This is a genomic window from Nostoc sphaeroides (assembly GCF_003443655.1).
GTDB lineage: Bacteria > Cyanobacteriota > Cyanobacteriia > Cyanobacteriales > Nostocaceae > Nostoc > Nostoc sphaeroides.
On record NZ_CP031941.1, the window covers coordinates 2,654,404 to 2,681,356 of the forward strand.

Here is a 26,953-nt window from a genome sequence, read left to right on the forward strand (position 1 = left end):
CAGTACCACAAATCCTTAACTGAACTGTATTGTGTTAGAAATACTCAATTTTTTTATATCGGAGGAACCAAGAATTTTTCATCCATGAATAATCTCTTTTACCTCGTTCCCAGTCTCTGACTGGGAATGGCTAATGTGAGGCTCCGCCTCCTGAATTTGCGGCAGAGCCGCAATTAGCAACATTTCCAGACTCTGGCTGGAAACGAGAAATCTTTACAAAGATAGGACTTACGCATTGACAGACATAACCAAATATGAATTATTTCTCGTTACAAGGCTCTGCCTCCCAGTTTGACAGGAGGCAGAGCCTCCAAGTATCACATTCCCAGTCAGAGACTGGGAACGAGGTAGGGCAAGACTTTTATGTTAATAAGCTTGATATTCATAAGATGCTAATTTTGTAAAGTGCGTAAGTCCTAAAAGAATAATTAAAAGTTTGTGGTGAGGACTGAAGCCCTCTGGTGCATCCGCTACATTTAAGTTATTTTTGGCAATAGCACTCACTGTTGTTGAGTCTTCCACAGGAATGGAGCGTCAGAAATGGCACTTATTTTTCCTGAAACGTCCAGACTCCTTCATCCCAATCTGATTCTGTTGGGGGTGATTGTAACCAATGTTGACAACGCAACAGATGCAACATAGCAGCTTTATCATGGCTATCTGCTGCCAAAACTTTGGCAAACTCGGCTCTAGCAAGGGAAAACTGGCGCTTGAGGTAATACTCGCGCCCTTTATGATAATGTTCAATCACTTGCAATTTTTCGCTTTCAATAGGATTGGAACGCAAACCCAGCAATTCGTATATGGCTACTGGCTCATTTCTACCCTTGACACGAATGTAATCTAGTTCCCTAGCCCAAATCTGATCTTGGCATGGCTTAAAAGTGTTATCGCTAATAATAATGTCGCAACCATATTGTTTACTAACACTTTCTAATCGAGAGCCAAGATTAACGCCATCGCCAATGGCGGTAAATTCCATCCGCTTACTAGAGCCGATATTGCCACTAATCACGGTATCTGAGTTGATACCAATGCCGATTTTTATTTTGGGCTTATCATCTGTATAGCGACGTTGATTAAATTCGTGCAGACGATGGCGCATTTCTAAGGATGTTTGCACTGCCATCCAAGCGTGTTCTTCTAATGGTAGGGGAGAACCAAAGACAGCCATAATGGCATCGCCGATATATTTATCAAGAGTGCCTTTATGTTTAAAGACTGCCTCCACCATTGATTCAAAATATTCATTAAGCATACTCACCACTTCTTCTGCTTCTAAGTTTTCGGTTAAAGTGGTGTAGCCGCGAATATCGGAAAATAAAATCGAAACTTCTTTACGATCGCCTCCTAGTTTAGCGTCATCTAATTTCAGCAATTCTTCGGCTAATTCCTGGGTCATGTAGCGGTACATCGTACTCTTGAGCCGCTTTTCATCACTGATATCTTCCATCACCACCAGCGCACCCCGGACTTGTTCTTGGTCGCTAGCATCAGCTATTGTGTTAATCGATAAATTGATACTGTGCTGTTCTGTACCAGTAGTTAAGAGTGTGCGATCGGGGTAATATTGCTCGCGGCCTTTTAAGTCGGTTGCATGTAAAGCATCCTGATACCACTTGCTAAAGTCACCTTCTTTGATAGCGATCGCATCAGTAACTAATTTACCTTCTAAACGGTCTTCTGGCTCCAGTCCTAGCAAACGCTTGGCACTTTCATTAGCGGCGATAATTAACCCGGCTTTATTAGTGGAAACTACTCCATTGGAAAGACTACGCAAAATATCCCGTTGCATTTGTTCTTGTTGCTTGACTGTGGCAAACAACTGAGCATTATGTAGTGCTACTCCCGCTTGAATATTAAAAGCTTCCATAAACTCTTCATCGTTGCGGTCAAAGCTAGCTTGGAAGTAGTCGGGAGCTTTGGGCCAATCACCTGGATTATAAGGTGGAAAATCCCCAGTTTTCTTTTTATTTACTAATTGGGTAACGCCAATCAGTTGTTGATCGGCGTTAAATACTGGCATACAAAGCAAGCTACAGGTGCGATAGCCATTTTGCTGATCGAGTTGTTTGGCAGTATCAGAATCAGGATGGTGGTACAAATCAAAGGCAATATTCAATTTCTTGCCAGAAGCCGCTACGATACCAGCAAAGCCTTTACCTACCGGGACTCGCAACTCCTTAGTGGAACCATCATCCTGGGTGATTTTCGTCCATAATTCATGGCGATCGCGGTCTATTAACCATAGTGTACTGCGATCGGCATTCATCAATTCTTTGGCTTCATCCATTACCCGTTTCAGGGTATCTTCTAAGTCGAGACTGCTTTGAGATAAAGACTTGATCGCCTTCATCAGCGCCGCTACTGCTCTTTGTTTTTGAGTGGCTACATAAAAAGAGCGCGAGGATTCTAAAATCAGGCGAATCGAAGGAGCAAATTCTTGAAATAATTGTTCGTCAGCGCGGATAAAACCTTTGGTATCAATGCGCTCTGCAAGTGGAGCATCGGGATTATTCCCAGATTTTAATTTATTCAATAATTGCGCTACCGCAACTAAATGTCCATGTTCATTTAATAATGGCAAAGCCAGCATGGTGTAGGTGCGGTAGCCAGTTCTTTTTTCTTGTTCTTGGGCAAAATGCGATCGCGGATCGTTATAAAAATCAAAGGGAATATTAATAACTCGTTTGAAGGTGGCGACTTCCCCAGCAATGCCTTTATCGGCGGGGATGCGAATTTCTAAAGAGCGATCGCCCTCTCCCTCAGCCAGAATCGACCAGAGTTCTTGTTTTTCTTCATCCAATAAAAATATCGTCGTCCGATCCGCCCCCAGTAATTCCCCGGTTTTTAAGGTAATCGAATGCAACATTTCTTGCAGAAGAGTTTCAAACCCCTGAGAATCCAGCATTGACAAGGTTTGATGGACAATCTGTAATTTTTGCTCGACATCCTGAACAACCTGCTTAAAAGTATCCTGAGTCAGGGGAGCAAGAAAGGTAGAAAAATTTCCTTGTCTTGTGGCAAGAGCACCCACAGGAGCAGAATTTGCTTGTAATTCGAGGTTTTCTTGGTTGTGAACACCAATAATCAAATCGGTGGTCTCCCCACAATCTTGATACACTGACATAATAGGTTTTTGATATAGCAGGATGAGATTTTAGATGTAACAATGCAATTAAATTTATGTAAGTGGTGCTAAAAGCAACAATTGCTTGATGTTATCCATAGTTTAATCGCTTGTTTAGCTAGCGTCATCCTGAGAAGTAAGGTGAAGTCAATTACTTATGGCCACAGTACAGATGCAGTAATACTCCGAACCCCTGCTACTGGTTACAAAGTCTTCTGGGGATCGTCAATTTTGTATTGAAGAAGAAGTCAGAATCAAGCAAGGCTATTTCATTCTCATCTAGTCAGCCTCAGAATGAATTCACCAGTCTAATAGCGAAAGTCGTCTAAAGACGACTAAGAGAAGGTTATTGCGTAGGTTGGGTTGAGGAACGAAACCCAACATTTTTGGGCATTTGTTGGGTAACACGAATGTTCAACCCAACCTACAATTATCCTTAACCCAAGCGTATTGGGTTATAGTCCGTTAAAACGGATTTTAGCTATGAGTCGCTGAACTTTACTTCAGTTCTGGGCAGTTTCTGTTTAGAACGAAATAGCCCTGAGAATCACTCTTCGTTGGGGATTCAGATCCCCGACTCGTAGAGAATTCATGCTGAATTCTGACGACTGACGCCTTTATTCTGTTTCAATAAGTCTAATAATGCGATCGCCTTCACCAATTCTTCTGGATCTACAGGCTTGGAAATATGCTGTTGAAATCCGGCTGCGATCGCTTGCTGATAATCTATCTCAGCAGCATAAGCAGTTAAGGCGATCGCTGGAATTGTCCCGCCTTGCTCTGGTTGCAAACTCCTCACCTGTCGCATCAGCATGTAACCATCCATTTCTGGCATCCCAATATCGCTAATGAGTAAATTTGGCTGGGATTGACTCAGTGCAGTTAAAGCTTCAATGGCTGAGGCTACAGCAGTCACAGTTGCACCATATTGTTCCAGCATGAAAGGCAAAAACTCTCGCATATCTGCGTCATCATCCACCACGAGAATATCTAAACCAGACAAAGGTAAGGACTGTCCCACAAGTGAGGAGTTATCTTTTGCATCTTTGATTTTTTTGCTTTCATCCTGTAAGCATGGAATTCTGACGGTAAAAGTTGCTCCTTGTTCTTCGCCCAGGCTTTGGGCTTGAACAGTTCCCCCGTGAAGTTCTACAAGATGCCGGACGATCGCTAATCCTAAACCTAAACCACCAAATTTTCGAGTTGTGGCACCATCTGCTTGACGGAAATAATCAAAGACATAAGGTAAAAACTCAGGTGCAATTCCCTTTCCTGTATCAGTGACGCAGATTTGTACCTGTGAGCTAACTTGCTGTAATTTAATTTTTACTTGTCCCCCAGTGGGAGTAAACTTAATGGCATTAGAAAGGATATTCCAAAAAACTTGTTGCAATCGATTGGCATCGCCTAAAACTGGACTTAGGCTACATTCAATAATTGTCTGAATCTCGATGGACTTAGCCTGTGCTGATAAACGCACTGTCTCGATCGCAGCTTCAATGACTGATATTAAATTAATGGGGCAGAAGTTGAGGTTAAGTTTACCCTGAAGGATGCGGGAGACATCAAGCAAATCTTCAATCAATTGGGTTTGTAACTTAGCGTTGCGCTCAATGGTTTCGAGGGCGCGATCGCTTGTTGCTTGATCAAGTTTGCGGGTTCGCATCAGTTTTGTCCAACCTAAAATCGGGTTAAGCGGTGTTCTCAATTCATGAGACAGCACAGCGAGAAATTCATCTTTGATCCGGTTTGCTGATTCAGCAGCGCTTCGTGCCGTTCGTTCGGCTTCGTAAAGATGGGCACGAGCGATCGCTTGGGCGCATTGTTGAGCAACAGCCAAGATAAACGCTTGATCTTCTGCACTCAGTTGTTGAGACTGGGCAAATCCCAAACTTATACCGCCAACTGCCCAACCTTCTACCATCAATGGAATAGAAATCCAGCCTTCAAAGTCATATTTGGAGTAAGTTTCAGCTAAATTAGGGTAACGAGCAATCCGATTTTTTGTTGATTCAGCCCAAATAGGTTGCCCAGTCCGCACAGCTTCTGCTAAAGGAGAGGGTGAATCAATAGCAAAATACCGCCAAGTGTTTACCAACTCTTGGTTATAGCCAACTGCACGCACAATTTCCAGTTCAGTTTTACTTTCATTCACCAAGGCGACGAGGGCAGAATTGGCTCCCAAGGCAGCCATGCTTTGCTCTACAATGACTTCAGATACTTGGGCTGGTGTCAAGGATTCTGAAAGGGCAGCCGTGATGGATTGAAGACGGGCAATGCGCTCTAATGCTCGTTCTGCTGTTTTTTGTGCTTGCTGCGCTTCTTGGTAAAGGCGGGCATTATCGATGGCGATCGCAGCTCGATGGGCAACATCTTCAGCTAGTGACAAGTCAGCAGTGCTGTAACGACGTTCTGATTCAGCAGTAATAAAGGAAATTGCACCAAAAATCCGTCCGCGTGCCATCAATGGCAAAATCATACAGGACTTTAAACCAAGTTCACGCACAATCCTTAGATGTTCTGGATCTTGGATAGCTGCTGCTAGGGCTGCATCTGAAATTTGAGCTATCAATTCTGCAAGTCCAGTCCGCAGAACTTTAGCCACACCTTCAGGTGCATCCAACTTTCTGGGATAACGCTGATAGAGTTCCCAACCGAATTTCACTTTCTCTGGATCTCGGTGAGCAACTGCTACCCGATTGATTGATTGGTTGTTTTGCAGCAGATCAACGCCGCACCAATCGGCAAAGTAGGGCACAGCAAGGTTTGCCACACTTGCTAATGTGCTTTCATAATCGAGGGAAGAGGCGAGTGTTGTGCTGATTTGAGCCAAAAATGTTGCCCGTTGCTGATCGGCTTCTGCTTCCTGTCGGGCGGTTTGCTCTTGAATCAGTTGGATACGTTCGGCTTCAGATTGTTTGCGCTCTGTAATATCAAGCGCAACACCACTCATGTGTGTGGCTTTACCTGCTTCATTAAAAAAGGCTTTTCCTCGGCAGGCTGCGTAGCGAATACTGCTGTCATCTCGAATAATTCGATATTCTAAATCATGCTCCACGCCTTCGTTAATCGCTCGGCTCAACGATTGAGCTAGCAATGCTCGATCGTCTGGATGCAGACGAGCTAAAATTGCTTCAGCAGTGCCAGTAAAGGTTTCAGGTGTTAACCCAAATAATTGATAAATCTGCTCATCCCAGTTAAAGCGATCGTTGGCAATATCCCAACTCCAAACACCGATTTGGGCAGATTTCAACGCCAGATTAAGTTTTTCTTGGCTATTTTCTAGACCTTGATAAAGACGAGCATTTTCTAGAGAAATAGCAATTTGAACTGTCAAAATCTCCAGTACGGAAAGTTTGTCCTGCGTAAAGGCGCTGGAGATTAGATTATTTTCTAAATATAAAATACCAACTAATTTCGACTGAAGCGCGATCGGTAAACAAAGTACAGATTTAGGTTGCTTTCGGATTATATACTCGTCTTTTGAAAACAGATTTTGCTCAGTGGCATTCTGTAAAATCACTGTTTCTTGAGTTCGCTGAACATAATTCAGCATTGATTGCGGAATAACCTGTGAAATTTCACCATCTAATACAGGTCGATAAACATTGAGCTTTTCTGCTTGGGGATTAAATTTAGCTTCTACTGCGATCGCCAAATTTTGCTCATATTCAAGCAATAAATAACCAATTTCTGCTCCCGCTTGCTCAATAACAATTTGCATTAAAGTTTTCAACAACCGCGAAAACACAATTTCACTAGATATAGTTTGAGACGCTTTCACGACCGATAAAAAGTCTAGGTGTTCACCTGTGCTGAAAAATGTTCCGTTAGAGACAAGCTGTTGTTGTGACAATAGCTGAGGATAGGATTCTTCGAGGTGCTTAACTTTAGCAGATGCCTCCCAGCGTACATAAGCATTTTTAGCTTCTTGCAAGTAGGTTTTGGCAATTAATTCAAAGTTTCGTTCTACATAAAATTTAGCGCCTAACTCATTAGCTAAAGCTTCATATTGCACAAATTCTTGCTCACGGGCTGAAGCAATTGATTGCTCATATAGGCGCATTGCTTCCAAGTCTCGATTTTCAATTCGAGCTATTTCAGCAGCTACTAATTGAGACTTGTGTAAGAAGTTTGCAGGGCAGTGATTAGCCCAGTATTGCAATTGCTGTTGATGGGATTTTAAGGTTTCTAAAAACTGTTCTTGCTCTTGATAAGATACTCTTGGATAAAGAGCCGTGAGGGTCAGGGAATAATATAAAATGTAATCTGTTTCAATTGGTAATGCCAGTGTATTAACTGGAAAATTAGACAATTCCAAGGCAGAATTAAATGCCTCGCAATATTTCTCATAAGTAAAAAACATAATTAATTTAACAATATAATAAAAAATAATTCCACTGACAAAGCCTGCATCTGTAATGATAGATAAAGCGGATAATTCATCAAAGTCATCATTACTTAGAGTCAGATTTTGGTGAGTCAGTCCGCGCAGATTCATCAATAGCATCTGCTGTAGTTTGATTGTCTGATAGACAGTCTCATGTTTAGACTGGCGGGCGAATGCAATATATTTTTCTAGAGATTTGTATGTTTCTGCGAGTGGAAAACCTAACTGGATAATTTGCCACGAGCCTTGATAACCATTGTAATTCGCCATCGTCACGTCACCGACTTCCACGCAGCCGATAAATCCCCGTTCTAAAAATGGAATATCGGTAGCAATATGGTTACGCCAAACGTTAATATGACTTCCATGAATGTGCAGAACAACTCCTCTAAGTTTCAAGTCATGCAACTTTTCATTTAATTGAATTGTCATCTCAGAAAATGCGTACCCTGTAGGAATATCATGGAAGATAGAAACCAACAACATGGCATACATGCTGTAGGCAAAACAGGAATCTTCTGTATTACCAAACTTGAGTGAGTAGTTAACTGCTTTAAGTACGACTAAGGGAAAGAGATCGGGTCTACCGAGATAAGTAGGTGGCCCCAAAGTCGTCAACAGACTAATCACTGTTTTAATATTTGGATCTTCGATTACTATAGCATTAATTAAATCAGAGACTTGTCTATTACCTAGATTGGTTAATACTTGGTTTTTTTCAATTGCGATCGCACCTTGCACTTCCTCATTTGTATTAGGGAATGTCACCCCAAAAAGTTTTAAAGCTTCTAATCCCAATGTCAGCGCTTCTTCATACCTCCCTGCAACTTGATAGAGTCTGATTTGCAGCATATAAATATTAGATTTATCCATAGAGGATGCTGCTTTAATAAATAGTATTTTAAATAACTCTTCTGCTTGTAATAAATTCCCTGTTAAGAATTCACACTCAGCTAGTTCTCTGAATAGCGTAAATGTTTGTTCATATTGTTCAATCCAGGCATTTTCAGCTAAAAGATTCATGGCAACGCTAAAAAACTTTTTAGCAGGAGTGTAGGCTGTAGAGGCTTTTGCTTTCTTAGCAGCGATTAAATTCAACCGTAGCAATTCATCTTTTTCTGTCTGTTCAATAATTAGAACCACAGCGAAATTGAGTTGATTGACTAAATCAAATATTTGCTCGTTTACTTGTTCATGACTAGCATTTTCTAGCAAAAGCCGTCCAATTTTCAGGTGAACGGCCGACTTTGATTCATCAGCAATTAAGGAGTATGCAGCTTGTTGAACTCGATCATGATAGAAACGATAGCTTTTATGGGCAGTTTCATCTGACTCTATGGGGATAATTAATCCTCTTAAAATTGCATCAACAAGTGCATTCGCTGTTTCTTCAATAGATTGTTCACCAACGATCGCTAAAACTTCTAAATCAAAGCGATTACCAATACAAGAGGCTAACTTAAGTACCTGTTGAGTTGCGGCTGGCAGTTTTTGCAGCCGCCCAATCATCAAACTGACAATATTATCTGTAATCCCTTGGGCTTCAATCTGAGTTAAATTCCATTGCCACTCCCCTTTTATTCCCCTCTGTCCTCCCTTTGCGGTGGGTGATTGAAGGGGGTTAAAAATCAACAGATTTTCTTGATGCAATGTTTTCAGAAATTCATTGACAAAAAAAGGATTACCGTCAGTTTTTTGGAGAATCAATTGAGCAAGAGGTTCTACTTGTTCTACTGAACTATGCAAGGTATCAGCAATCAACTGATTGACATAAACAAGATTCAAAGGGGTAAGGATAATTTCAGTTATTCTTGCTCCATACTGGTAAACCTTCTCCATCATCAAACTAAAGGGATGCACAACATCTACTTCGTTATCTCGATAGGCCAAAATGAAGCAGAGATATTGGATACTAGAGCCAGTAATGACGGTTTGAATTAAATTTAAAGTAGCGCTGTCTGCCCACTGCATATCATCTAAAAAAACAGTGAGCGGATGCTCTTTTTGAGCAAAGACGCTGATAAAATTCTGAAACACCAAATTGAATCGATTTTGAGATTCGGCAGGCCCCAACTCTGGTATAGGAGGCTGTTCTCCAACGATTAATTCAACTTCTGGAATTACATCTGCGATTAATCTACCATTGTTCCCTAATGCTGCTTGTATTCGCTTTTTCCAAGTAGCAAGTCGAGCTTCAGACTGCGTTAAAATTTGTCTAACAAGTGTTTGAAAAGCTTGAACAATAGTAGAGTAAGGAATATCTCGTTTGTATTGATCAAACTTACCAGAGATAAAAACTCCGCGTTCTCGCACAATAGGCTTGTGAATCTCTTTTACTAAAGAAGATTTACCAACCCCAGCATAACCAGAAACTAAAACGAGTTCTGGTTTTCCTTGGCTAATAATTCGCTCAAATGCTTGTAAAAGTTTGATAATCTCTGGTTCTCGCCCGTACAATTTTTGAGGAATTTGAAACCGCTCTGAGATATCTTGCTCACCCAAAATAAAAGATTGGATTTCTCCAGTTGTCTCCAATTCTTTTAAGCACCGTTCCAGATCAAATTGCAAACCTAAAGCGCTCTGATACCTCTGTTCTGCAACCTTCGACAGCAATTTGATGATGATATCACAGAGGATTTGGGGAATATCAGAGTTTAGCTTTTTCGGTGATGGCGGAGATTTAGCAATATGACAATGTACCCACTCTAAGGGGTCTTTACCTTGAAATGGTAGCTGACCTGTCAGCATTTCATAAAAAGTGATTCCCAGAGAATATAAATCGCTGCGATGATCAATTCCTCGATTCATCCGCCCGGTTTGCTCAGGTGACAGATATGGTAGACTGCCTTCAATTTGACTGGAACTGCTAACCATTTGCTGCTGATATGGAATGAACGTAGCAATTCCAAAATCAGCAATTTTGATCTGATTAGTTTCGAGGTTAATTAAGATATTTTGCGGCTTAATATCCTTGTGGACAATATGATGAGTGTGAATTTGTGCAAGTTTACTAGTGATTTCAATAGCAATTTTCAGAAACGGCACAGGCTGTTGAAATTGGTCTAGCAACTGATCGAGCGATCGCGCCTCAAAATCCTCCATAATTAAATAAGGGATTCCCTGATGCATCTCTAAGGCGTAAGCTTTAACTACGGCTGTGGTATTTAACCTTTGTGCGATCGCATACTCATGTTTGAGTTGTGCAATGTTATTGGGTGTACACTGTTCTTTCCGTAGCCCTTTGATAATTACCGGACACTGATTTTTAACTCTAATTCCACGGTATATGACTGCTTTTACCCCTGCTTTTAACAAAGTGACAATTTGAAATCCGGGTAATGCAATCATCATGCCAAATACTCCAGCCGTGCTTCTTCAGGGATAATTCGAGCTTAATTGTATTTTAAATACATTTCCTTGGACAGATGAAATTTAGATGATATTAGGTTTGGATAATTACGTTCTGCTGACTCACAAACTAAAAATAAGCTAAAATTCAAGCAGAGTAAGCATTTCCCGCTCATAAACTTCTATGCTTGATAACCTGCAAACCCAAATTTACCAACTAGAACAATTTGCCAACATCGTCGTTTCTAACCAACTAACACACCTTAGCGTGGTAAGCGTTGGTATTATCTTTGCTGCTGGCTTGCTTACCAGTCTTACACCCTGTATGCTTTCTATGCTGCCAATTACCATTGGTTACATCGGCGGTTATGAAGCTAAAAGCCGCCTCCAAGCAGCGGCCCAATCAACTTGGTTTGCTTTAGGTTTAGCAACTACATTGGCAGGGATGGGTATTATAGCAGCTTTTGTCGGAAAAGTCTACGGTCAAGTAGGAATTGGTTTGCCGATTATCGTCAGCATTATCGCCATTCTTATGGGGCTGAACTTATTAGAAGCGCTACCTTTGCAATTTCCATCCTTGGGCGAAACGAATTGGATTTCGCCAGATTTGCCAGCAGGATTGCGTTCTTATTTGCTGGGGCTGACTTTCGGCTTAGTCGCATCCCCTTGTAGCACACCTGTTTTAGCTAGTTTGTTGGGTTGGATTGCCAATACACAAGACTTAATTTTTGGGGCTGTTTTGCTACTTTCTTACACAGCCGGTTATGTAGCACCACTGATTTTAGCGGGTACTTTTACAGCTTCAATTAAAAAATTACTAGAATTGCGTCGCTGGTCTGGTTGGATTAACCCAGTTAGCGGGGCGCTGTTGGTAGGATTCGGTGTATTTTCTTTAATTTCTCGAATTCCCCTTGGCAGTTTTTAATATCAATACCTTTGTTAGATTTTACACATAATGACTTTAGAAGATTCAGCGTCGAAAGAATTAAAATGGTGGGCAGTACCTGGGCAGTTCTTACGGCAAGAGCTTTTGCCTGTACTGACTAACTTACGACTAGCGATCGCACTACTGCTATTGATTGCCATCTTTAGCTCCACCGGTACTGTAATTGAGCAAGGTCAGTCACCCGCATTTTACCAGGCTAACTACCCAGAACATCCAGCTTTGTTTGGTTTCTTAACTTGGAAGGTAATTCAGGTAGTTGGGTTAGACCACGTATATCGTACTTGGTGGTTTTTAGCATTACTAATTTTATTTGGCACTAGCTTAACTGCTTGTTCATTTACCCGACAGTTACCAGCCTTAAAAGCTGCCCAGCGCTGGAAATATTACGACGAACCACGGCAATTTAAAAAGTTAGCTTTAAGTGCAGAACTAGATAGTGGTTCCTTAGATTCTCTCAGCCAAATATTACAGAAACGTCGCTATAAAATTTTTCCAGATCAAGAAAAAGAAAATCTCCTTTACGCACGCAAAGGAATAGTAGGACGCATCGGGCCAATTATCGTTCATATTGGCATCGTCGCTATTCTGATCGGGGGAATTTGGGGAGCGATGACTGGTTTTTTGGCTCAGGAAATGGTTGCTAGTGGCGATACATTTCAAGTGACAAATATTGTCGATGCTGGCCCTTTAGCCACCCAAATCTCGAAAGATTGGTCTGTGCGCGTCAATCGTTTTTGGATTGACTACACACCATCTGGCGGCATTGATCAATTTTATTCGGATATGTCTGTCTTGAATAAGCAGGGCGAGGAAATTGACCACAAAAAGATTTTTGTCAACGAGCCTCTGCGCTATCATGGCATCACTTTCTATCAAACTGATTGGGGAATTGCAGGTGTTCGCGTCCAATTTAACAACAGCCCCATTTTTCAGCTACCAATGGCGCTATTGAACACCAAGGGACAAGGGCGCATTTGGGGAACGTGGGTTCCTACGAAACCTGATTTGAGTGAGGGTGTCTCTTTGCTAGCCAAAGATTTGCAAGGGATGGTATTAATTTATGATGCCACTGGCAAACTCGTTGATACTGTCCGGGCGGGGATGTCTACCCAAGTTAATGGCGTGAAGCTAAAAATTCTGGATGTGATTGGTAGCACTGGCTTACAAATTAAAGCCGATCCAGGTATACCAATTGTTTACTCAGGGTTTGGTTTACTAATGCTGGGTGTGGTAATGAGTTACTTTTCTCATTCCCAAATATGGGCATTGCAAAAAGGCGATCGCTTGTACGTTGGTGGCAAAACTAATCGCGCCCAAGTTGCTTTTGAACAAGAGGTTTTGGAGATTTTAGATCGACTGACTTCACAGCCAAAAAGTGAGGAGAAAGAAAAGGCGATTGAGGTTTAAACGCTTCAGGGGCGCAAAGGAAATCGCAGAGGAACGCAGAGGATTACTTTGCGTACCTTTGCGTTTAAAAATTTCTACAAATTGGAAAATTACTAGAGGTATTTATTAAACATTGAAATAAAAGATTGTTATGTCTGCTCAACTTCAATTCAAGGGACGCATTTACCTTATACCGTTAATAATCCAGTTTGGAACTCGGATATATCCCTTTGTCAAATAAAGTTGTGCTTCAAGTGCAATCTGCTGCAAAAAAGATTGCAGAATAACTAATAGTCTGTCAAATCAACAATGCTTAGAGTATTCCAAGTTTTAGAATCTTTCTCTCTTTCTCTCTGCGTTCTCTGTGCCTCTGCGGTTCGTTCTCTTATCCCTCAAATTTAATGAGACAGACTACTAAGGGACTTCCAAGTAAAAAAATATTCCATTGCTATTGTTCACTGTTGACCGTTGACGGTTCACGAGTTTTCAGTCAACAGTCAACAGTCAACGACTTGAATGTGGAATAATTTATTTTTTGGAGTTCCCTAATTTTTAGCTGAAACAGCAATTCATCTCACACCCACTATACCGGGGTGTGAGATGAATTGCGCGTGAGTGACGAATTGACCAACGAGCGAAATTAAGCGTAGCTTAATCAGTGTTGTTGGTCGATAAGGAATGAACAAAATATTAATTTTCTGGGCTTTGTTGATCTTCAATATACTTACGCAATGTGGATACTGTAACCCCTCCACAACTAGCAATAAAATAAGAACCATTCCAAAACACATCCTGACTGTAAAAACTTTCTAGGTGATCTGCAAACTCCTGTCTCAATCTTCTTGAAGAGACAGACTTTAAATTGTTCACAAGTTTGCTTAATTCTAAGTCTGGATGGTACTGAAAAAGTAGATTTACGTGGTTGTCCTCACCATTAAACTCAACCAGTTTACAATCCCACTTAACTAGCAAGTCTTCAAAAATAAGGTGTAAGCGTTCTAGCATTGAGTTTGTGAACGCTTTTCTTCTATATTTTGTAGTCAAGACAAGATGAGCTTTAAGGTCACTTACAGAACGCCCTTTTGATACAAAGTCATTTTTCATAGGGATTGTGGTACAGTTGCTCAATTCAGTGTATATTAAAAAAATAACGCTGATTAGGTCGAACAGGTGAGAACTTCATACCAGTACAGAATTAAACCGACAAAAGAGCAAGCAGAAAAAATTGATAGCACGCTAGAAAAGTTGCGTTATCAATATAATTATCTGCTTGCTCAAAGGTTTGATTGGTATGAGCAAAACCGCTGTTCTATTGATAGGTGTCCTTTAATTTGTCATATTCCAGAATTAAGAGAACAACCAAACTATTACAATCAAAAAGCCTCGCTAACGCAACTAAAAGTTGATAGACCTTGGTACAAAAGCATTCACTCCCAGGTGTTGCAAGAAGTACCAAAAAAAGTTGAGATTACTTTTGATAGATGGTTAAAGGGTGATATCAATGGTAAGAAGTCTGGTAGACCACGCTTTAAAGGTAAAGGTCAATACAAAACTTTTACTTATCCCCAATTCAAAAGACAGCATTTTGATAACAGCAAGATTACACTCTCAAAAATAGGGGATGTAAAAGTAATTGTTCATCGTCAAGTTCCTGATGGTTTTGATATTAAAACAGTTTCAGTAACTAAAAAAGCGGACGGGTATTATGTAACCCTAAGTCTTGACGATAAGACTGTACCAACTATCAAACCTGATTTCAAGGCTGATAATATCGTTGGTATTGACGTTGGTCTAATTGATTTTATCGTCACATCTGACAATGACCGAATATCAGCACCAAAATTTTTCCGAAAAGCTGAAAGTAAATTAAAATCAGTACAGCGTAGAGTTTCTAGAAGAAAGAAAGGCTCTAACCGACGTAAAAAAGCGATAAAACAATTGGGTAGGCAACACAAAAAAGTTGCCGACACTAGAAAAGATTTTCACTTCAAAATAGCTTTATCACTGCTTGATAAGTATGATGTTGTAGCTGTTGAAAAGCTGAATATTAAAGGACTTTCTAAAACACGATTGGCTAAAAGTATAAATGACGCTGGATGGGGTCAATTCATATCAATACTTTCAAACAAAGCCGAGAACGCTGGTTTAAAAGTAATCGCTGTGAATCCAAACGGAACTAGCCTTGAATGTTCTAGTTGTGGTCATAAAGTCAAAAAACCGCTATCTCAAAGAATGCATAATTGTCCTGTATGTCATGCAAGCTTGTGCAGAGATTTAAACGCGGCTATAAACATAAAGAACCGTGGGGCACACGGTCTTAAAGCTCAAGTAATGTCCGGATTAGGAGTCATTGAGAAGCCCTCACTCACCCGAAGGGGAGTGTGGGAGTATGTCACTTTACAGTAGGCGATCGCATTATTTGATCAACTTGAGTCAAAAGTCCTGATTTTGCTCACCTAGCGTCTCGTAGAGAGGAGTTAAGTCCTCTCTCCAAGCCAAAGTTTTCATTATGGATGCTTATAATGACGCACTTCAACCACAGTATGTACATTACCACGAGGCGTGAAATCTGCTTTCACAGTGGCTTCCAACGGATCGCAAGCAGCTACAAAATCATCCAGAATTTGATTAGCTGATTCTTCGTGAGAAATGTAGCGATCGCGGTAACTGTTAATGTAAAGCTTAAGCGCCTTCAATTCCACTACCCGTTCATCAGGTATATATGTAACGTAAATTGTCGCAAAGTCAGGATAACCAGAAAACGGACATTTACAAGTAAATTCCGGCAAAGTAATGCTAATGTCATATCGCCTCCCCACGCGCGGATTAGGAAAGGTAATTAGTTTACCTTCCGCAATATCGCGTTCGCCATACTTCATTTCTTGGCTTGCCTGGGTTAAACTTTCAGGTAATTTGTCAGTTGTCATTTGTCATTTGTCATTTGTCATTTGTCAGTTGTCATTTGTCATTTGTCATTAGTTATTAGTTATTTTACTTATCTTTACGTCCTTTTAGTAATTTTATTCTTAACTCCTGTACAGACGCGATTAATCGCGTCTCTACTCCTAACTCCTAACTCCTAACTCCTAACTCAATACTCTTCCTTCTCCCAGTCTGGACAATTCTCATCTTCACAACCGTGGGGATGCATGGCACAAACTAACAAATTACCACTATAAACTTGACCGTGATAGTGAGTACAACCAATACAGGCAGGATTTTTTTCGGCTGTGGGTTCAACAGAATAAGGAAAACCTGGATCTACATCTGCTATAATGTCTTCCAGTTCCCAGTAAGCTTCAAACATTGGTTCAGTCAAATCCTGTAAATACTGATCGACTTCAATGGCAATGTTAGGGACTTGCTCGGTAATTTCTTCCGTTAGCTCAAAAAAAGCGTCTACCATTTCACTCATTCCCAGGAAGAAACGCTCTACTTCATCAGCCACTGTTTCAACGATCTCTACTAAATCTTTTTGCCACTGTTCCATAAACTTGACACCTTTGCAGGCTATAAACAGGACGCTTTGTGTTATCTGGCTTAAAGAACTAGAGTACACACTAAGCAATGTATCTTATCAAGTTTCTATCTGAAGTGCCATGTCAAAATGCCACTTCTTACTAATATTTCGCTCCAATAATGCTTTTTATTGATCGCGTTGCAATCGTTTTAACTCGTCTTGTAGCTTTAGCACTTCGTCGCGTAATTTTTCTGTGTTTTCATCAGTTGATCCCTCTTTCACCGTTGGTTCTTCATCTTCCTCTAAAATTTCAATGCGGCGAGGTTCAGAAGTAGGTGTTTTTTCAGAGGTTTCACCAGATGCTTGGGGCTGTTGGGCTTGCTTCATCATGTCTTCAACGAAGCGGCGGGCTTCTTCGGTGTTCATTTCGCCCTTTGCCACCATTTCATCTGCCAGTTTTTGGACTTGCGATCGCACTTCGGCTAATTTTCCCCCTGCTTTCTCACCTGCGTAAGAAGCTAATCCAACACCGAGGTAAAAAGCTTTTTGAACAATATCTCCAAAACCAGCCATTTTCCCTGACCGCTCCTACAAATAGGGCGACCCGGAGACTACGCCTATCACAAGCCTCCCGTGTTGCTGCTACCTTCCGGTTCTGACAAGATTTGGGTGTTGCGATCGCATAGATCCAGGTCTTCTAAAAGCATAACATTAAAAGTCAGTAATGTGTGTCTTATTCCATAACAATCCGCCATTCATAAAGCTGATAGTTGACGCAGCCGTGTTTCACCAATGGGTCATCAGCTACAATTGTTTCTGCTTCCTCCTTTGAGGTTGCCTCAAACAGCAACATCCCGCCTCTTTGCTCTGCCCAATAGCCTGTTCGCGCTTTGTGTCCTTTAGCAATCAAGTCCTGAATGTAGGCTTTGTGGGCAGGTACATATTGGTCAAAGGTAGGTTTATCGACTTTCCCTTCTTCAATTTTGACAAACCACGGCATCTGCTTGTAATCTCCCATTGCTAAGGACTTCCTGCCTCAACCACGTTCGGGTCGGACTATAAAAGTAAGACTGTAATACTCAGTCTGCTTTATCTAGTCGGCATAGTGATTTCCCAAATTCCTTGATTTCCACCATATTCTATAACATAAATTTTATTGCCGATAATCGCAGCGTCAATGGGATTACTAAAACCTTCAACAATGCGGGTAGCATTCAATTTATAGTTAGTATTTCCTACTTTAGTTAACTTTAAATGCAGTAGGTCTTGCCCAGAATCATTAAAAGGGCCTGCTACGGTTTCGCCAGTGGGATCGCCTGTTGTAAAACTCAGCATGAATCCATCTCTGTTGAATTCTGGACTCAGTACTCCTTGTGTATCAAAAACTAAGCCTAAAGGAGAACGGTGTCCTGTAAAAGTACTCACACTTTGCCCAAGAACACTGGCGTCTTTGACTTTGCCATCTAGAGGATCGCGGAATTTGTCTGCGTCCGGCCCCAAATTAGCAATTGGTTCAATTAAGTTTACAGGCTGAACAGGAAAGGTTGGATCGTTACGAAAGTAGCCCCTTTGGACGGCGTTAAATTTGAGGCTTAACAAAAGGTCTTTGGCAGGATCATAATTGGGAAATTGTTGTGGGTTGTCTGTCCCGCCAATCCGCCAGGGAAAGCCGTAATTACCACCTTGACGGAGCCAATTTAATTCTTCTGACATGTCGCGATCGGGGCCATTTTCTGTGCCAAATAAATCCCCATTGGGCGCAAAGGCCATATCGAAAGTATTACGTACTCCTTCTGCAAAAATATAGCCGGCTCCCTTTAAAGTTGGGCGATCGTTTGGAAGAAAAATATTTTTGCCATTAGTAGGAAGACGGATTATACAGGCGGTTAATCCGACTTCGCGAGTATTAGGATATAGCCCATTAACAGACTGAACTTCACCGTGATCGGTACGAGAACCGCTATTTACATAGATAAAATTACCATCCGGGCTAACAACTATGCCGTTGAAGCGATGGTCATAGGCTGTTTTGCTTTTGGGATAGCCTGCACTTTTAGCTAAGACAGACCAGACGCGCTGTTCTGTACCCGACTTAATTTCGCCTTTAACAATAATTGCTTTGGTCTGGTTATTCACAAGGTCTGCATTGCCAACCAAATAAATTGTGCCGTTGGGGCCAATGGCCATACCTTGAGTCTCACCTGCATTATGATCGCTAGAGGTGTACACAAGTGTACTATTAGACAAGCCTAAATTGACTCGATAAATGTCACCATTTTGTTTGAGGTAATAGAGCGTATTGTTTCGTGGATCTTTTACAATCCGAACAGAAGGAGAGACTGATAAGGTATCTGTAATATTGCGAATCTGAATATCAGGACGCAGGGATTTAGGTGCAGCATTTACTCCAGTAACGCCATAATTTAATAGAACTATTGTAAATAACAGCGTTTTAGCGGCAACAAAGTAGCTTTTGAGAGCGAATTTACCGATAAATCTGCGTTGCTTTTGGTTGGATGAGTTAATGCTATTCATTATTGTCTTCATAAAATAGTCAGATGATTTTCTTGCTAAATCTTCTTTAGAAAGGAAACAATTTTAGAGATTATCGCTTGAAATGAGCAATGGGTACTAAGTAGCTCGGCGTCAATCAGTTAAAGTTTGTAGTAAGGACTTTAGTCCTGATAATCCTGGTTTTGAGCGATGAATCGCTCACTACGAACTAGGATTTTATTTGATGTTAGTTATGCCTGCCTACTTAGCTTATAAATAGTCTTTTCATTTTTATGCCAAACTGACTTCTAGCGTATAAGGAGCCGGGTTGCTATCACTAGAACCAGAGAAAGTTCCGCCATCTTGGGGGAAGAAAGCATATTTACTCACTGAAACTGAGTAGGTTCCAGCAACCAATGGACGTGTGATTAATGACCCAAAGTCGGGGCCACTATCGTCATCACTTTGTAGTAAAATCCCAGCATTGTTAAACAGTCCGATAACTGTATCATCTGTTGTCGCCGCAGTGATAGTGACAGTTCCTGGATTTGCTAGAGAAAATGTAAAAAAGTCGAAATCAGGATTGTCCCCCGGTTGAACTGTTACTAACTCACCTGCGAGATTAAATTCTGAGGCTGATGATAAAGAACCTAATCTTTCAGCGCTGGCTAGTGTATTGTTTGTAGCTTGTCCAGCATTTTCCGGCTCATAGAAAAGGAAATTGTTACTATCAAATCTGAGGTTTACTACCCCCTCCACAATACCTATGATCTCATCTGGTTCTGCTTCAGGTTTGTCTAGAAATATTTGTGTATTGGCTCCAACAGATTCCAAGCGGTAGTTTTTTGGCAAGCCTTTTAGCTCTATTTGATCTTCACTAGGGTTGAAGTTAGTAATAGTAGCCAAGTCGCTAAAACCAGCATTCGTAGTGTTTTTATCGTCGTAGTAGACATTTATAGCGTCCCCAAGGACAAATGTATCTATCCCAACGCCCCCAGTTAAGGTATCAATCTCCCCTAATCCAGGTGGAAGAGAACTACCAGGGAAAACACCGATGAGGATGTCGTTTCCAGACCCCCCATTGAGTACGTCATTGCCGGGGCCGCCCTGTAGACTATCATTACCCTCGTCACCATTGAGGGTATCATTGCCATTATTACCATCTAGCGTGTCATCGCCTGCTCTCCCATTCAGAGTGTTGTTGTAAATATTACCAAACACTATGTTATTAAGACTGTTACCTGTCCCGTTGATGCCCTTAGTTCCGGTGAGTCTCAGGTTCTCCAGATTGGCACCGAGTGTGTAGGGGACAGAAGACCGGACGGTATCTATGGCTGAATTAGTAAACTCGGTAATGGTATCGGTAGCGCTGTCAATGACGTAAGTATCATCGCCTACTCCCCCCCTTAAGCTGTCAGTACCCAAGCCACCATCAAGTGTGTCATCGCCAAGTCCACCGATTAAACTGTCGTTTCCCGTCCCGCCAAATAGATTATCATTACCATCTGCACCATCTAGGATATCGTTACCAGACAAACTATTGGCATTACCACCATTAGCCCAGCCATATATCGTATCATTTTCCAATGTCCCATTTGTGGTGTCAGGATCTGTAGTGCCGAAAATAACTGCCATATTATTTTTCCTGAATTTCTAAACTAATGCCTAACTTCGGCCTCAGTCACAGAACTGTTTATAAGTTGAATGTCGATTACTTAAAACTGTAAGTTTAAATGCAGATGTTTTTAACCTAATTAATACCAATATTACTTAGATAAAATAATATCAATTATTGATTTGGTTAGTTGATTATGCAAAATGGTAAGTAATTGGGTCAAAATTTATTTTGATTATTTTTCCCATATTTTTTAACTTACCTATAATTACTTAATTAACATGAAACAAAAGTTACGTCAAATTCTTTAGCAAATCTTAAAAATCTAATCTTTTGGATTTCTAATACTGTTAATAAGGGTTATAAATTTTAATTAAGTTTTTTTAAAAATTACTGTTTTTTTGAGAAAAATTTGCGAGATTTTTCAGCTAAATGCAACATTATCGTTAAGTTAGGTTTCAATATCGTTTTTCTTTTGTAAAATCAATATTTTTCTATTAAAGAAATACATTGTAAAATACATAAGTTAAATTGATATATTATGAATAACCTTTTTGAGCTTAATAACACTTAAGCTTTACATAAATTTTATATGCTTCCTTTAAGTTAGGGAGACGCGATAAATCGCTCTACTCTTAATCCAATACGGTTCAGTTAAGGATTTTTGGTACTAATTTTAGACCTGTAGAGACGCGAAATTTCGCGTCTTTACCAAGGTTTTTGGGCTTAACTGAACTGTATTGACTCTTAATCTATCCGTAAATTATTTATTGACAGACTACTAGTAGTCTGTCAAATTCATTTTGACGGTTAGGGAGACGCGATAAATCGCCGTCTCTACAAGACGCGATAAATCGCCGTCTCTACAAGGAATCTATCCGTAAATTATTTATTGACAGACTACTAGTACAGCACGGCGTAAATAAACCAAGTATTAGATAGCCAAGACTTTACCCTTGTATGTCCACTTAAAAGGTTTAGCCATTGTTTTATTAAAATAGTCGATAAATCCGAGAATTCGAGTTTTGAGGTCATCCTGGCTCTTGAAGCTAGCTCTTCTTAGTAATTTACGAACCAAAATACTAAACCAAATCTCAATTTGGTTAAGCCAAGAAGAATGTTTAGGTGTATAATGGAAAACAATTCGATGTGTTGGGTTCTTCAAAAAAGCAGCACGAGATTTCATCGATTTAAGTATGCCACTTTTTCCCTTAATACCCAGGTCTATATTCAAACATTCTTTTTCCGCAACCAAGCGAACGAGCGACTCAGACTGGTGAGTATTAAGACAATCCATAATTAAATGCCATTTTTTGGCATTGGGGTCACTTTCAATTATTCGGCGAATATTGAGGAGATAATCGGCTTCGGTTCTAGAATCTCCACAATTAGGCTCGATAATCTTACCAGTGGCAACATCAAAATTGGCTATCAAAGTTTGTGTACCATGACGAATATACTCTTTCCTCCCGTCTTTCAACTTTACCTGGTCGCATCGGTAAGTCTTTTTCTAAACGTTCTGTAGCTTGAATACCCGTCATTTCATCAATCGATATTGTGCGCTCTCCATCTTGATAACGAGCGATCGCACTGATGTATAAGTCAGTAATATCTTCCACTTTTGTGTCAAATTCTTCATCTTCAGGGGGGGGTTAACCAGTAGCGGCTCTGGTCTGGTTTAAGTTCTGCCTCTTCTAATAATCTTCCAACATGGCGGACAGATATGCTTTCAATAATGCCTTGCTTTATAATTTCGTCCGCTAGCTCTCGGTTCGTCCAATGGCTTATTGGTCGTCCATAGTCTTCGGGTTTTGAACATGCAAGGGCAAATAGTTCGATTACTTGCTCCATGCTAAATTTTACTGGTGCTCCAATACGTTCCGAGTCTTGTAATCTGTCGAAAATAGGCAACTTTTTATCGCTAGTTTCAAACCATCGGTTTCGCCATAAACGGGCCATGTCCAGACTTATATTTAATGTTCGGGCAATTTCGCCATGATTTTTCCCCTCTGATGCTAAGAGAATTATTTTTGCACGTAGTGCTATTTGTTGCTCTGTACTATGTCGGTTTAGCAACTGTTGCAGTTCTAAGCGATCGCAATCGCTTAAATTTAATTCTTTTGGAGCTAATCGTGCCACACCCTGACTCCTTACCTGTCAACAAAAAGTAGTTTTAATCTAATTACTTATTCTCCCACAAAAATAGTGGGTTTATTTACGCCGTGCTGTACTAGTTTAAACTCCAAAAAATGAATCCTTACGTCAAAATCACTTTTTTTTGTTAATTAATGGTGCCTCGAAGCGTCAGGCATAATTGTCTCCTGAAGATTTACGCCGATGAGGTTAGCTCCTCTAATGTCGGCTCCTCTAAGGTTAGCTTCTCTGAGATTCGCGCCTGCCAAATTCGCACCTCTGAGGTTAGTCCAACTCAAGTCAGCTTGACTCAAATCAGCTTCACTTAAGTTAGCCCGCAATAGGTAAGCACCACTGAAGTGAGCCTTGTTTAGATTAGCTTTGTAAAGGTCAGTTTTATAAAGATAAGCCCCCAATACTTCTGCATCATACAAACTTGCCTCGCTGAGGTCGGCTGCAATCAAGTTAGCTTCAATGAGGTTGGCAAAAGAGAGATTAGTCCGCATTAGTTTTGCTGCGCCTAAATCGGCATCTCTCAAGTTAGCGCCTCTTAAGTCGGTTCCAATTAGATTAGCATGAGCGATCGCAGCGCCTCTAAGATTCGCCTCACTCAAGTCTGCTCCAATGAAATTAGCATGACTCAAATCTGCCTGTGTAAGTATAGCACCACTCAAGTTAGCAACACTCAAGTTAGCATCACTCAAGTTAGCTTCAGTGAGGAAGGCTTTGTATAGGTTGGCACTACTCAGGTCAGCACCACTGAGGTTTGCTCGCACGAGTAAAGCATTACTCAAATCCACCTTGCTCAAATTTACCCCCTGGAGATTTGCGCCTCTGAGGTTATCCCCTTGCAAGTTTGCGGCGCTGAGGTCTGGTTCAATCTGAGGATTTTTCTCTCTCCACTCAATCCATGTAACTGCACCTGCTTTGAGTAAAGCTAGATGCTCTCGATTTGCCATTTTCTCTCCTTTACTCCTGACGCCCACCCAGAGGATTTACCCGACCTGCTACACTTTCAATCGCCGTTAACGCTCCCTGAGCACCTGCTAGAATATCTTGTTCTTTTCCACCTAAGTAAAGCCGTCCAAAGCTGCCTACAGCTTGAACCTCAAGGATGTTAATCGCCGCCGCTTTCTCAGCTTCATTCGCAGCGAGTGCGGCGTAAGCAGCAGGTTCCACTTCTAATACATACAGCGTTTGCCCTGCTAGTAGTAGCTGTCCCCGACGTGTGCGATTAATAAGTTGTGTTTGGTAAGCATCGATGTTGCGGATAATCTGGCTAGAAATAACACGCGGTTTGAGACATTCGTCTTTTCGGACTCCCAGTAACGCCAAAATGGCTTGACCAGCAGCTCGCGTTTCGCCTTGGGAGCTAGAATGAACTTCCAATAGTCCGTACAGTCGTTCAACTACCTGTACTCCCGGACGGACGGAGGCAGCTTTCAGGGCTACATCCGTAATTTTATTGATTTCGATACCAGGAGAGATTTCAATCCACAGTGATGTATCTCCTGGTAATGGTAAGAAGCCTTGAGCTACTGTTCCCATATATGCTGCATGTTGAGGTTGCAGGCTGTCGAGAAATACGAAACTGCGTAGTTCTATTCCCAAAATTTTGCTCTCCAGTCATAAGGGTAAAAGTTATCTATTGCAAGATATGAGCGCCTAAGTTGGGGCATTTTTGCTACCTGACAATTCATCGGTATCGGGAAAACCTCTCTTCTATTTCTCTCTTCCTTTAAGGAGAGAGACTTTGAATTTTCCCACTTACCGACACGAGAAGGGGGTTAGGGGGTTAGGTTTTCGTGGGCTTTTCCAGATGACCTGAATTGTCAGTTTTGCCACAAGTGAAGCATGGAAAAACACAGAGTAGAAAAATTTTGCTGTCGATAAATTTTACGCCTGAGAAGTATTCTGGCTGTTAAACCGCCTTGACAATTGTACAAGCTTTATTACACACAAATCGCTGTCTGCAATGCCCAAGTGGTCTTGATTTACTGATAAAGTTGATGTTATGGCAAGGGACTGGGAACTGGGGACTGGGGACACTTCGACTGCGCTCAGTGCATCGCTGGGGACTGGGTGAAAAGTCTTTTTGTGTCTAAGTTTTATCATCTGTTGATGTCCTAATCACCAAGGCTTTTGCTAGACAGAAAAGTTTAATAGCTAAACTGAAGCGGGAAAAATCCACTGGACTTCTGCGGATATCTTCAATATGCTGCCAAAACCGCAGCTAATCAAACTCACAGTACTAGGATTTATATATTGACAAATTAGGCAAGTCGTGGTCTAGGTGGAAACAAGGAAATAACAGACTGTTTGCATAACTTTGACTGGCAGGGTAATCACAAACTCAGTTGCGATCGCTCCACCATATTTTCCTACCACAATTTGACCATCGTCGCTTCTTCTAGTGAGGTTATCACAGTTGGCGATCGCACATTCAATTAAAGTTTTGTCGGGTGGACAGCGTTCGACTGAGCGCTCACGCCTCATACCATTTCACTTTAATAATGATACAAATAGGCTCTTTTGGGGCATGGCATTGCCATGCCCCTACGATAAATCTATACATATCAAGATTTTCGTGAATTGGTATTAGTCTTGCCCGCCCTAATTATGCAAATTATTGCGTCAATTTCAATAAGCAAAAAGGCATACTGCTTTCTTAAAATGCGTAATTGCTTTCTCATTTCGGTATATTCAGCAAGCAAAAAGGCATATTGCTTTCTCAAAATGCGTAATTGCTTTCTCATTTCGGTAGATTCAGCAAGCAAAAAGGCAGATTGCTTTCTCAATTTGCCTTTTTGCTTTTTAAAATGAGCAATTTACGCACTCATAATAGTTATTGCTGTCTTGCACAAGCCATTAGTCATTAAACATGGAGTAAAGCCCTACTGCTTTTTCCCTATTGCTTAACGTTCTTTCATAACAATCCCAACTCTTCTGGAAAGCCTAGCATGATGTTTAAGTTTTGGATTGCGGCTCCCGATGCGCCTTTGCCCAAGTTGTCGAGACGAGCAACTAGCAATGCTTCTTTGGTTGTGTCATTGGCGAATACAAAAACTTGAACAATATTGGTGCCGTTCATTATGAGCGCATCCAAAAATATTCCGTCTCGCAGCAGAGTAGAATCTTGGTATGGAGCAACCTGGACAAATTTTTCACTTTGGTAGTAGTTAGTAATTACTTGATGAATAACCTCACCTGATGGTGGATTATCCAAAGTCCCCAACGGCAAAGGCACCTGAACCAGCATTCCTTGCTCAAAATCCCCTACTGCGGGTACGAATAGCGGCGGCGATGCTAACTCTGAGTAATGATGCATTTCCTTGACGTGCTTATGTCCAAACTGCAAACCGTAGATACCATAAGGATAAAGCGACTCTCCTCCAGCTTCCTGTTCATGGAAGGTATGGTATTGTTTGATCAGATTCTTTCCGCCACCAGAGTAACCTGACACTGCGTTAACGGTGATGGGAAAATTACTCTTTAAAATTCCCTTGGCAATCAACGGACGGATACAGGCTAAAAATCCTGTGGGATAACATCCTGGATTGCTGACAAACTGGGCGCTGGCGATTTTCTCTCGCTGTCCTGGATTTAGTTCAGGAAAACCATATACCCAGTTATTAGCTGTGCGATGGGCACTACTAGCATCAAGGATTTTAACCGTAGTACTACTTACTAAGCTAACAGCTTCGCGGGCTGCATCATCAGGTAGGCAGAGAATGACAACATCGACGGCATTAATTAGTTTAGTTCGCTCAGTTGCATCCCTACGTTTAGATGCTTCAATGCTAACTAACTCGATATCATCCCGTTGATTGAGGCGTGAGTAAATCTGTAAGCCTGTGGTTCCCGATTCGCCATCAATGAAAATCTTAGGTTTAGTAATCATGCGTCCAGCATCCTGATCTGTGAGTAGTATTATTTTGACCGATTAATACTTACTTGACCTCTAGTAAATGAATTATATTAATTTAGGACTTACGCACTGTACAAATGCATCGTGATGTGCATTGACTAAAAATAGGTTATTTCAGGCTTTT

General features: G+C 41.1%; 21 protein-coding genes and 1 other RNA gene. 4 read left to right on the forward strand and 18 right to left on the reverse strand.

From position 1 onward, the window contains the following. Positions 1–366 precede the first annotated feature (366 nt). The 3 genes from D1367_RS30740 to D1367_RS11795 form a co-directional block, all read right to left on the reverse strand. Positions 367–522, reverse strand: coding sequence for a hypothetical protein (locus tag D1367_RS30740; RefSeq protein WP_181985150.1), 156 nt, complete (start codon positions 520–522; stop codon positions 367–369). Between the two features lie 25 nt (positions 523–547). Next, complete coding sequence (locus tag D1367_RS11790) at positions 548–3,130, reverse strand: GAF domain-containing protein (RefSeq protein ID WP_118166625.1); 2,583 nt, start codon at positions 3,128–3,130, stop codon at positions 548–550. A 589-nt stretch (positions 3,131–3,719) separates the two neighbouring features. Continuing rightward, complete coding sequence (locus D1367_RS11795; protein ID WP_118166626.1) at positions 3,720–10,871, reverse strand: AAA family ATPase; 7,152 nt, start codon at positions 10,869–10,871, stop codon at positions 3,720–3,722. Between the two features lie 181 nt (positions 10,872–11,052). Here D1367_RS11795 and D1367_RS11800 point away from each other — a divergent pair, with 181 nt between their 5' ends. The 3 genes from D1367_RS11800 (at position 11,053) to D1367_RS32765 (ending at position 13,727) form a co-directional block, all read left to right on the forward strand. Beyond that, the gene (locus tag D1367_RS11800; RefSeq protein ID WP_118166627.1) at positions 11,053–11,793 is read left to right on the forward strand and encodes a cytochrome c biogenesis protein CcdA; all 741 of its coding nucleotides are present in this window, start codon (positions 11,053–11,055) and stop codon (positions 11,791–11,793) included. A gap of 30 nt (positions 11,794–11,823) precedes the next feature. Further along, a complete protein-coding gene (locus tag D1367_RS11805; RefSeq protein ID WP_118166628.1) occupies positions 11,824–13,221 on the forward strand; it encodes a cytochrome c biogenesis protein in 1,398 nt (465 codons plus the stop codon). 380 nt (positions 13,222–13,601) lie between these two features. Further along, the gene (locus D1367_RS32765; RefSeq protein WP_276469600.1) at positions 13,602–13,727 is read left to right on the forward strand and encodes a hypothetical protein; all 126 of its coding nucleotides are present in this window, start codon (positions 13,602–13,604) and stop codon (positions 13,725–13,727) included. 163 nt (positions 13,728–13,890) lie between these two features. Here D1367_RS32765 and tnpA read toward each other — a convergent pair whose 3' ends face one another. Beyond that, complete coding sequence (tnpA, locus tag D1367_RS11810) at positions 13,891–14,304, reverse strand: IS200/IS605 family transposase (RefSeq protein ID WP_118166629.1); 414 nt, start codon at positions 14,302–14,304, stop codon at positions 13,891–13,893. 66 nt (positions 14,305–14,370) lie between these two features. Between tnpA and D1367_RS11815 the strand changes: the two genes are divergently transcribed. Then, on the forward strand, positions 14,371–15,606 hold the full coding sequence (locus D1367_RS11815) for an RNA-guided endonuclease InsQ/TnpB family protein (protein WP_118166630.1): 1,236 nt from the start codon (positions 14,371–14,373) through the stop codon (positions 15,604–15,606). A 101-nt stretch (positions 15,607–15,707) separates the two neighbouring features. Here D1367_RS11815 and queF read toward each other — a convergent pair whose 3' ends face one another. The 14 genes from queF to argC all read right to left on the reverse strand — a co-directional run bounded on the left by queF (position 15,708) and on the right by argC (position 26,799). Continuing rightward, the gene (gene queF / locus D1367_RS11820; protein WP_118166631.1) at positions 15,708–16,127 is read right to left on the reverse strand and encodes a preQ(1) synthase; all 420 of its coding nucleotides are present in this window, start codon (positions 16,125–16,127) and stop codon (positions 15,708–15,710) included. A gap of 164 nt (positions 16,128–16,291) precedes the next feature. Then, positions 16,292–16,690 (reverse strand): hypothetical protein, encoded by a 399-nt coding sequence (locus tag D1367_RS11825; protein WP_118166632.1) that lies wholly within the window; start codon positions 16,688–16,690, stop codon positions 16,292–16,294. A 156-nt stretch (positions 16,691–16,846) separates the two neighbouring features. After that, entirely contained in the window at positions 16,847–17,233 is a 387-nt protein-coding gene (locus D1367_RS11830) for a phasin family protein (RefSeq protein WP_118166633.1), read from the reverse strand. Between the two features lie 25 nt (positions 17,234–17,258). Beyond that, an RNA gene (ffs, locus tag D1367_RS11835) (signal recognition particle sRNA small type) lies at positions 17,259–17,355 on the reverse strand. A 38-nt stretch (positions 17,356–17,393) separates the two neighbouring features. Continuing rightward, positions 17,394–17,660, reverse strand: a complete 267-nt coding sequence (locus D1367_RS11840) for a YciI family protein (RefSeq protein ID WP_118171354.1) — start codon at positions 17,658–17,660, stop codon at positions 17,394–17,396. 89 nt (positions 17,661–17,749) lie between these two features. Further along, positions 17,750–19,195 (reverse strand): PQQ-dependent sugar dehydrogenase, encoded by a 1,446-nt coding sequence (locus tag D1367_RS11845; protein ID WP_181985151.1) that lies wholly within the window; start codon positions 19,193–19,195, stop codon positions 17,750–17,752. Positions 19,196–19,444: 249 nt separating this feature from the next. Beyond that, positions 19,445–20,788, reverse strand: a complete 1,344-nt coding sequence (locus tag D1367_RS32770) for a calcium-binding protein (RefSeq protein ID WP_118166635.1) — start codon at positions 20,786–20,788, stop codon at positions 19,445–19,447. A gap of 914 nt (positions 20,789–21,702) precedes the next feature. After that, positions 21,703–22,203, reverse strand: a complete 501-nt coding sequence (locus D1367_RS11855) for a transposase (RefSeq protein ID WP_244945000.1) — start codon at positions 22,201–22,203, stop codon at positions 21,703–21,705. Further along, a complete protein-coding gene (locus D1367_RS32170) occupies positions 22,187–22,387 on the reverse strand; it encodes a hypothetical protein (protein WP_228674536.1) in 201 nt (66 codons plus the stop codon). The genes D1367_RS11855 and D1367_RS32170 overlap by 17 nt, the downstream gene beginning before the upstream one ends. Before the next feature lie 22 nt (positions 22,388–22,409). Beyond that, positions 22,410–22,907 carry a helix-turn-helix domain-containing protein gene (locus D1367_RS11860; protein ID WP_118166636.1) on the reverse strand — a complete coding sequence of 166 codons (498 nt, stop codon included), beginning with the start codon at positions 22,905–22,907 and terminating at the stop codon, positions 22,410–22,412. A gap of 146 nt (positions 22,908–23,053) precedes the next feature. Continuing rightward, the gene (locus D1367_RS11865; protein WP_118166637.1) at positions 23,054–23,860 is read right to left on the reverse strand and encodes a pentapeptide repeat-containing protein; all 807 of its coding nucleotides are present in this window, start codon (positions 23,858–23,860) and stop codon (positions 23,054–23,056) included. A gap of 10 nt (positions 23,861–23,870) precedes the next feature. After that, on the reverse strand, positions 23,871–24,512 hold the full coding sequence (locus D1367_RS11870) for a beta-carboxysome protein CcmP (protein ID WP_118166638.1): 642 nt from the start codon (positions 24,510–24,512) through the stop codon (positions 23,871–23,873). A gap of 678 nt (positions 24,513–25,190) precedes the next feature. Continuing rightward, entirely contained in the window at positions 25,191–25,397 is a 207-nt protein-coding gene (locus D1367_RS11875; protein ID WP_118166639.1) for a hypothetical protein, read from the reverse strand. 430 nt (positions 25,398–25,827) lie between these two features. Further along, the gene (argC, locus tag D1367_RS11885) at positions 25,828–26,799 is read right to left on the reverse strand and encodes an N-acetyl-gamma-glutamyl-phosphate reductase (RefSeq protein ID WP_118171357.1); all 972 of its coding nucleotides are present in this window, start codon (positions 26,797–26,799) and stop codon (positions 25,828–25,830) included. Positions 26,800–26,953: the final 154 nt, after the last annotated feature.

Coding starts and splice junctions, on each gene's coding strand:
- D1367_RS11790 (WP_118166625.1), bottom strand. CDS start 3,130: ATGTCAGTGTATCAAGATTGTGGGGAGACCACCGATTTGATTATTGGT.
- D1367_RS11795 (WP_118166626.1), bottom strand. CDS start 10,871: ATGATGATTGCATTACCCGGATTTCAAATTGTCACTTTGTTAAAAGCA.
- D1367_RS11800 (WP_118166627.1), top strand. CDS start 11,053: ATGCTTGATAACCTGCAAACCCAAATTTACCAACTAGAACAATTTGCC.
- D1367_RS11805 (WP_118166628.1), top strand. CDS start 11,824: ATGACTTTAGAAGATTCAGCGTCGAAAGAATTAAAATGGTGGGCAGTA.
- D1367_RS32765 (WP_276469600.1), top strand. CDS start 13,602: ATGAGACAGACTACTAAGGGACTTCCAAGTAAAAAAATATTCCATTGC.
- tnpA (WP_118166629.1), bottom strand. CDS start 14,304: ATGAAAAATGACTTTGTATCAAAAGGGCGTTCTGTAAGTGACCTTAAA.
- queF (WP_118166631.1), bottom strand. CDS start 16,127: ATGACAACTGACAAATTACCTGAAAGTTTAACCCAGGCAAGCCAAGAA.
- D1367_RS11825 (WP_118166632.1), bottom strand. CDS start 16,690: ATGGAACAGTGGCAAAAAGATTTAGTAGAGATCGTTGAAACAGTGGCT.
- D1367_RS11830 (WP_118166633.1), bottom strand. CDS start 17,233: ATGGCTGGTTTTGGAGATATTGTTCAAAAAGCTTTTTACCTCGGTGTT.
- D1367_RS11840 (WP_118171354.1), bottom strand. CDS start 17,660: ATGCCGTGGTTTGTCAAAATTGAAGAAGGGAAAGTCGATAAACCTACC.
- D1367_RS11845 (WP_181985151.1), bottom strand. CDS start 19,195: ATGAATAGCATTAACTCATCCAACCAAAAGCAACGCAGATTTATCGGT.
- D1367_RS32770 (WP_118166635.1), bottom strand. CDS start 20,788: ATGGCAGTTATTTTCGGCACTACAGATCCTGACACCACAAATGGGACA.
- D1367_RS11865 (WP_118166637.1), bottom strand. CDS start 23,860: ATGGCAAATCGAGAGCATCTAGCTTTACTCAAAGCAGGTGCAGTTACA.
- D1367_RS11875 (WP_118166639.1), bottom strand. CDS start 25,397: ATGAGGCGTGAGCGCTCAGTCGAACGCTGTCCACCCGACAAAACTTTA.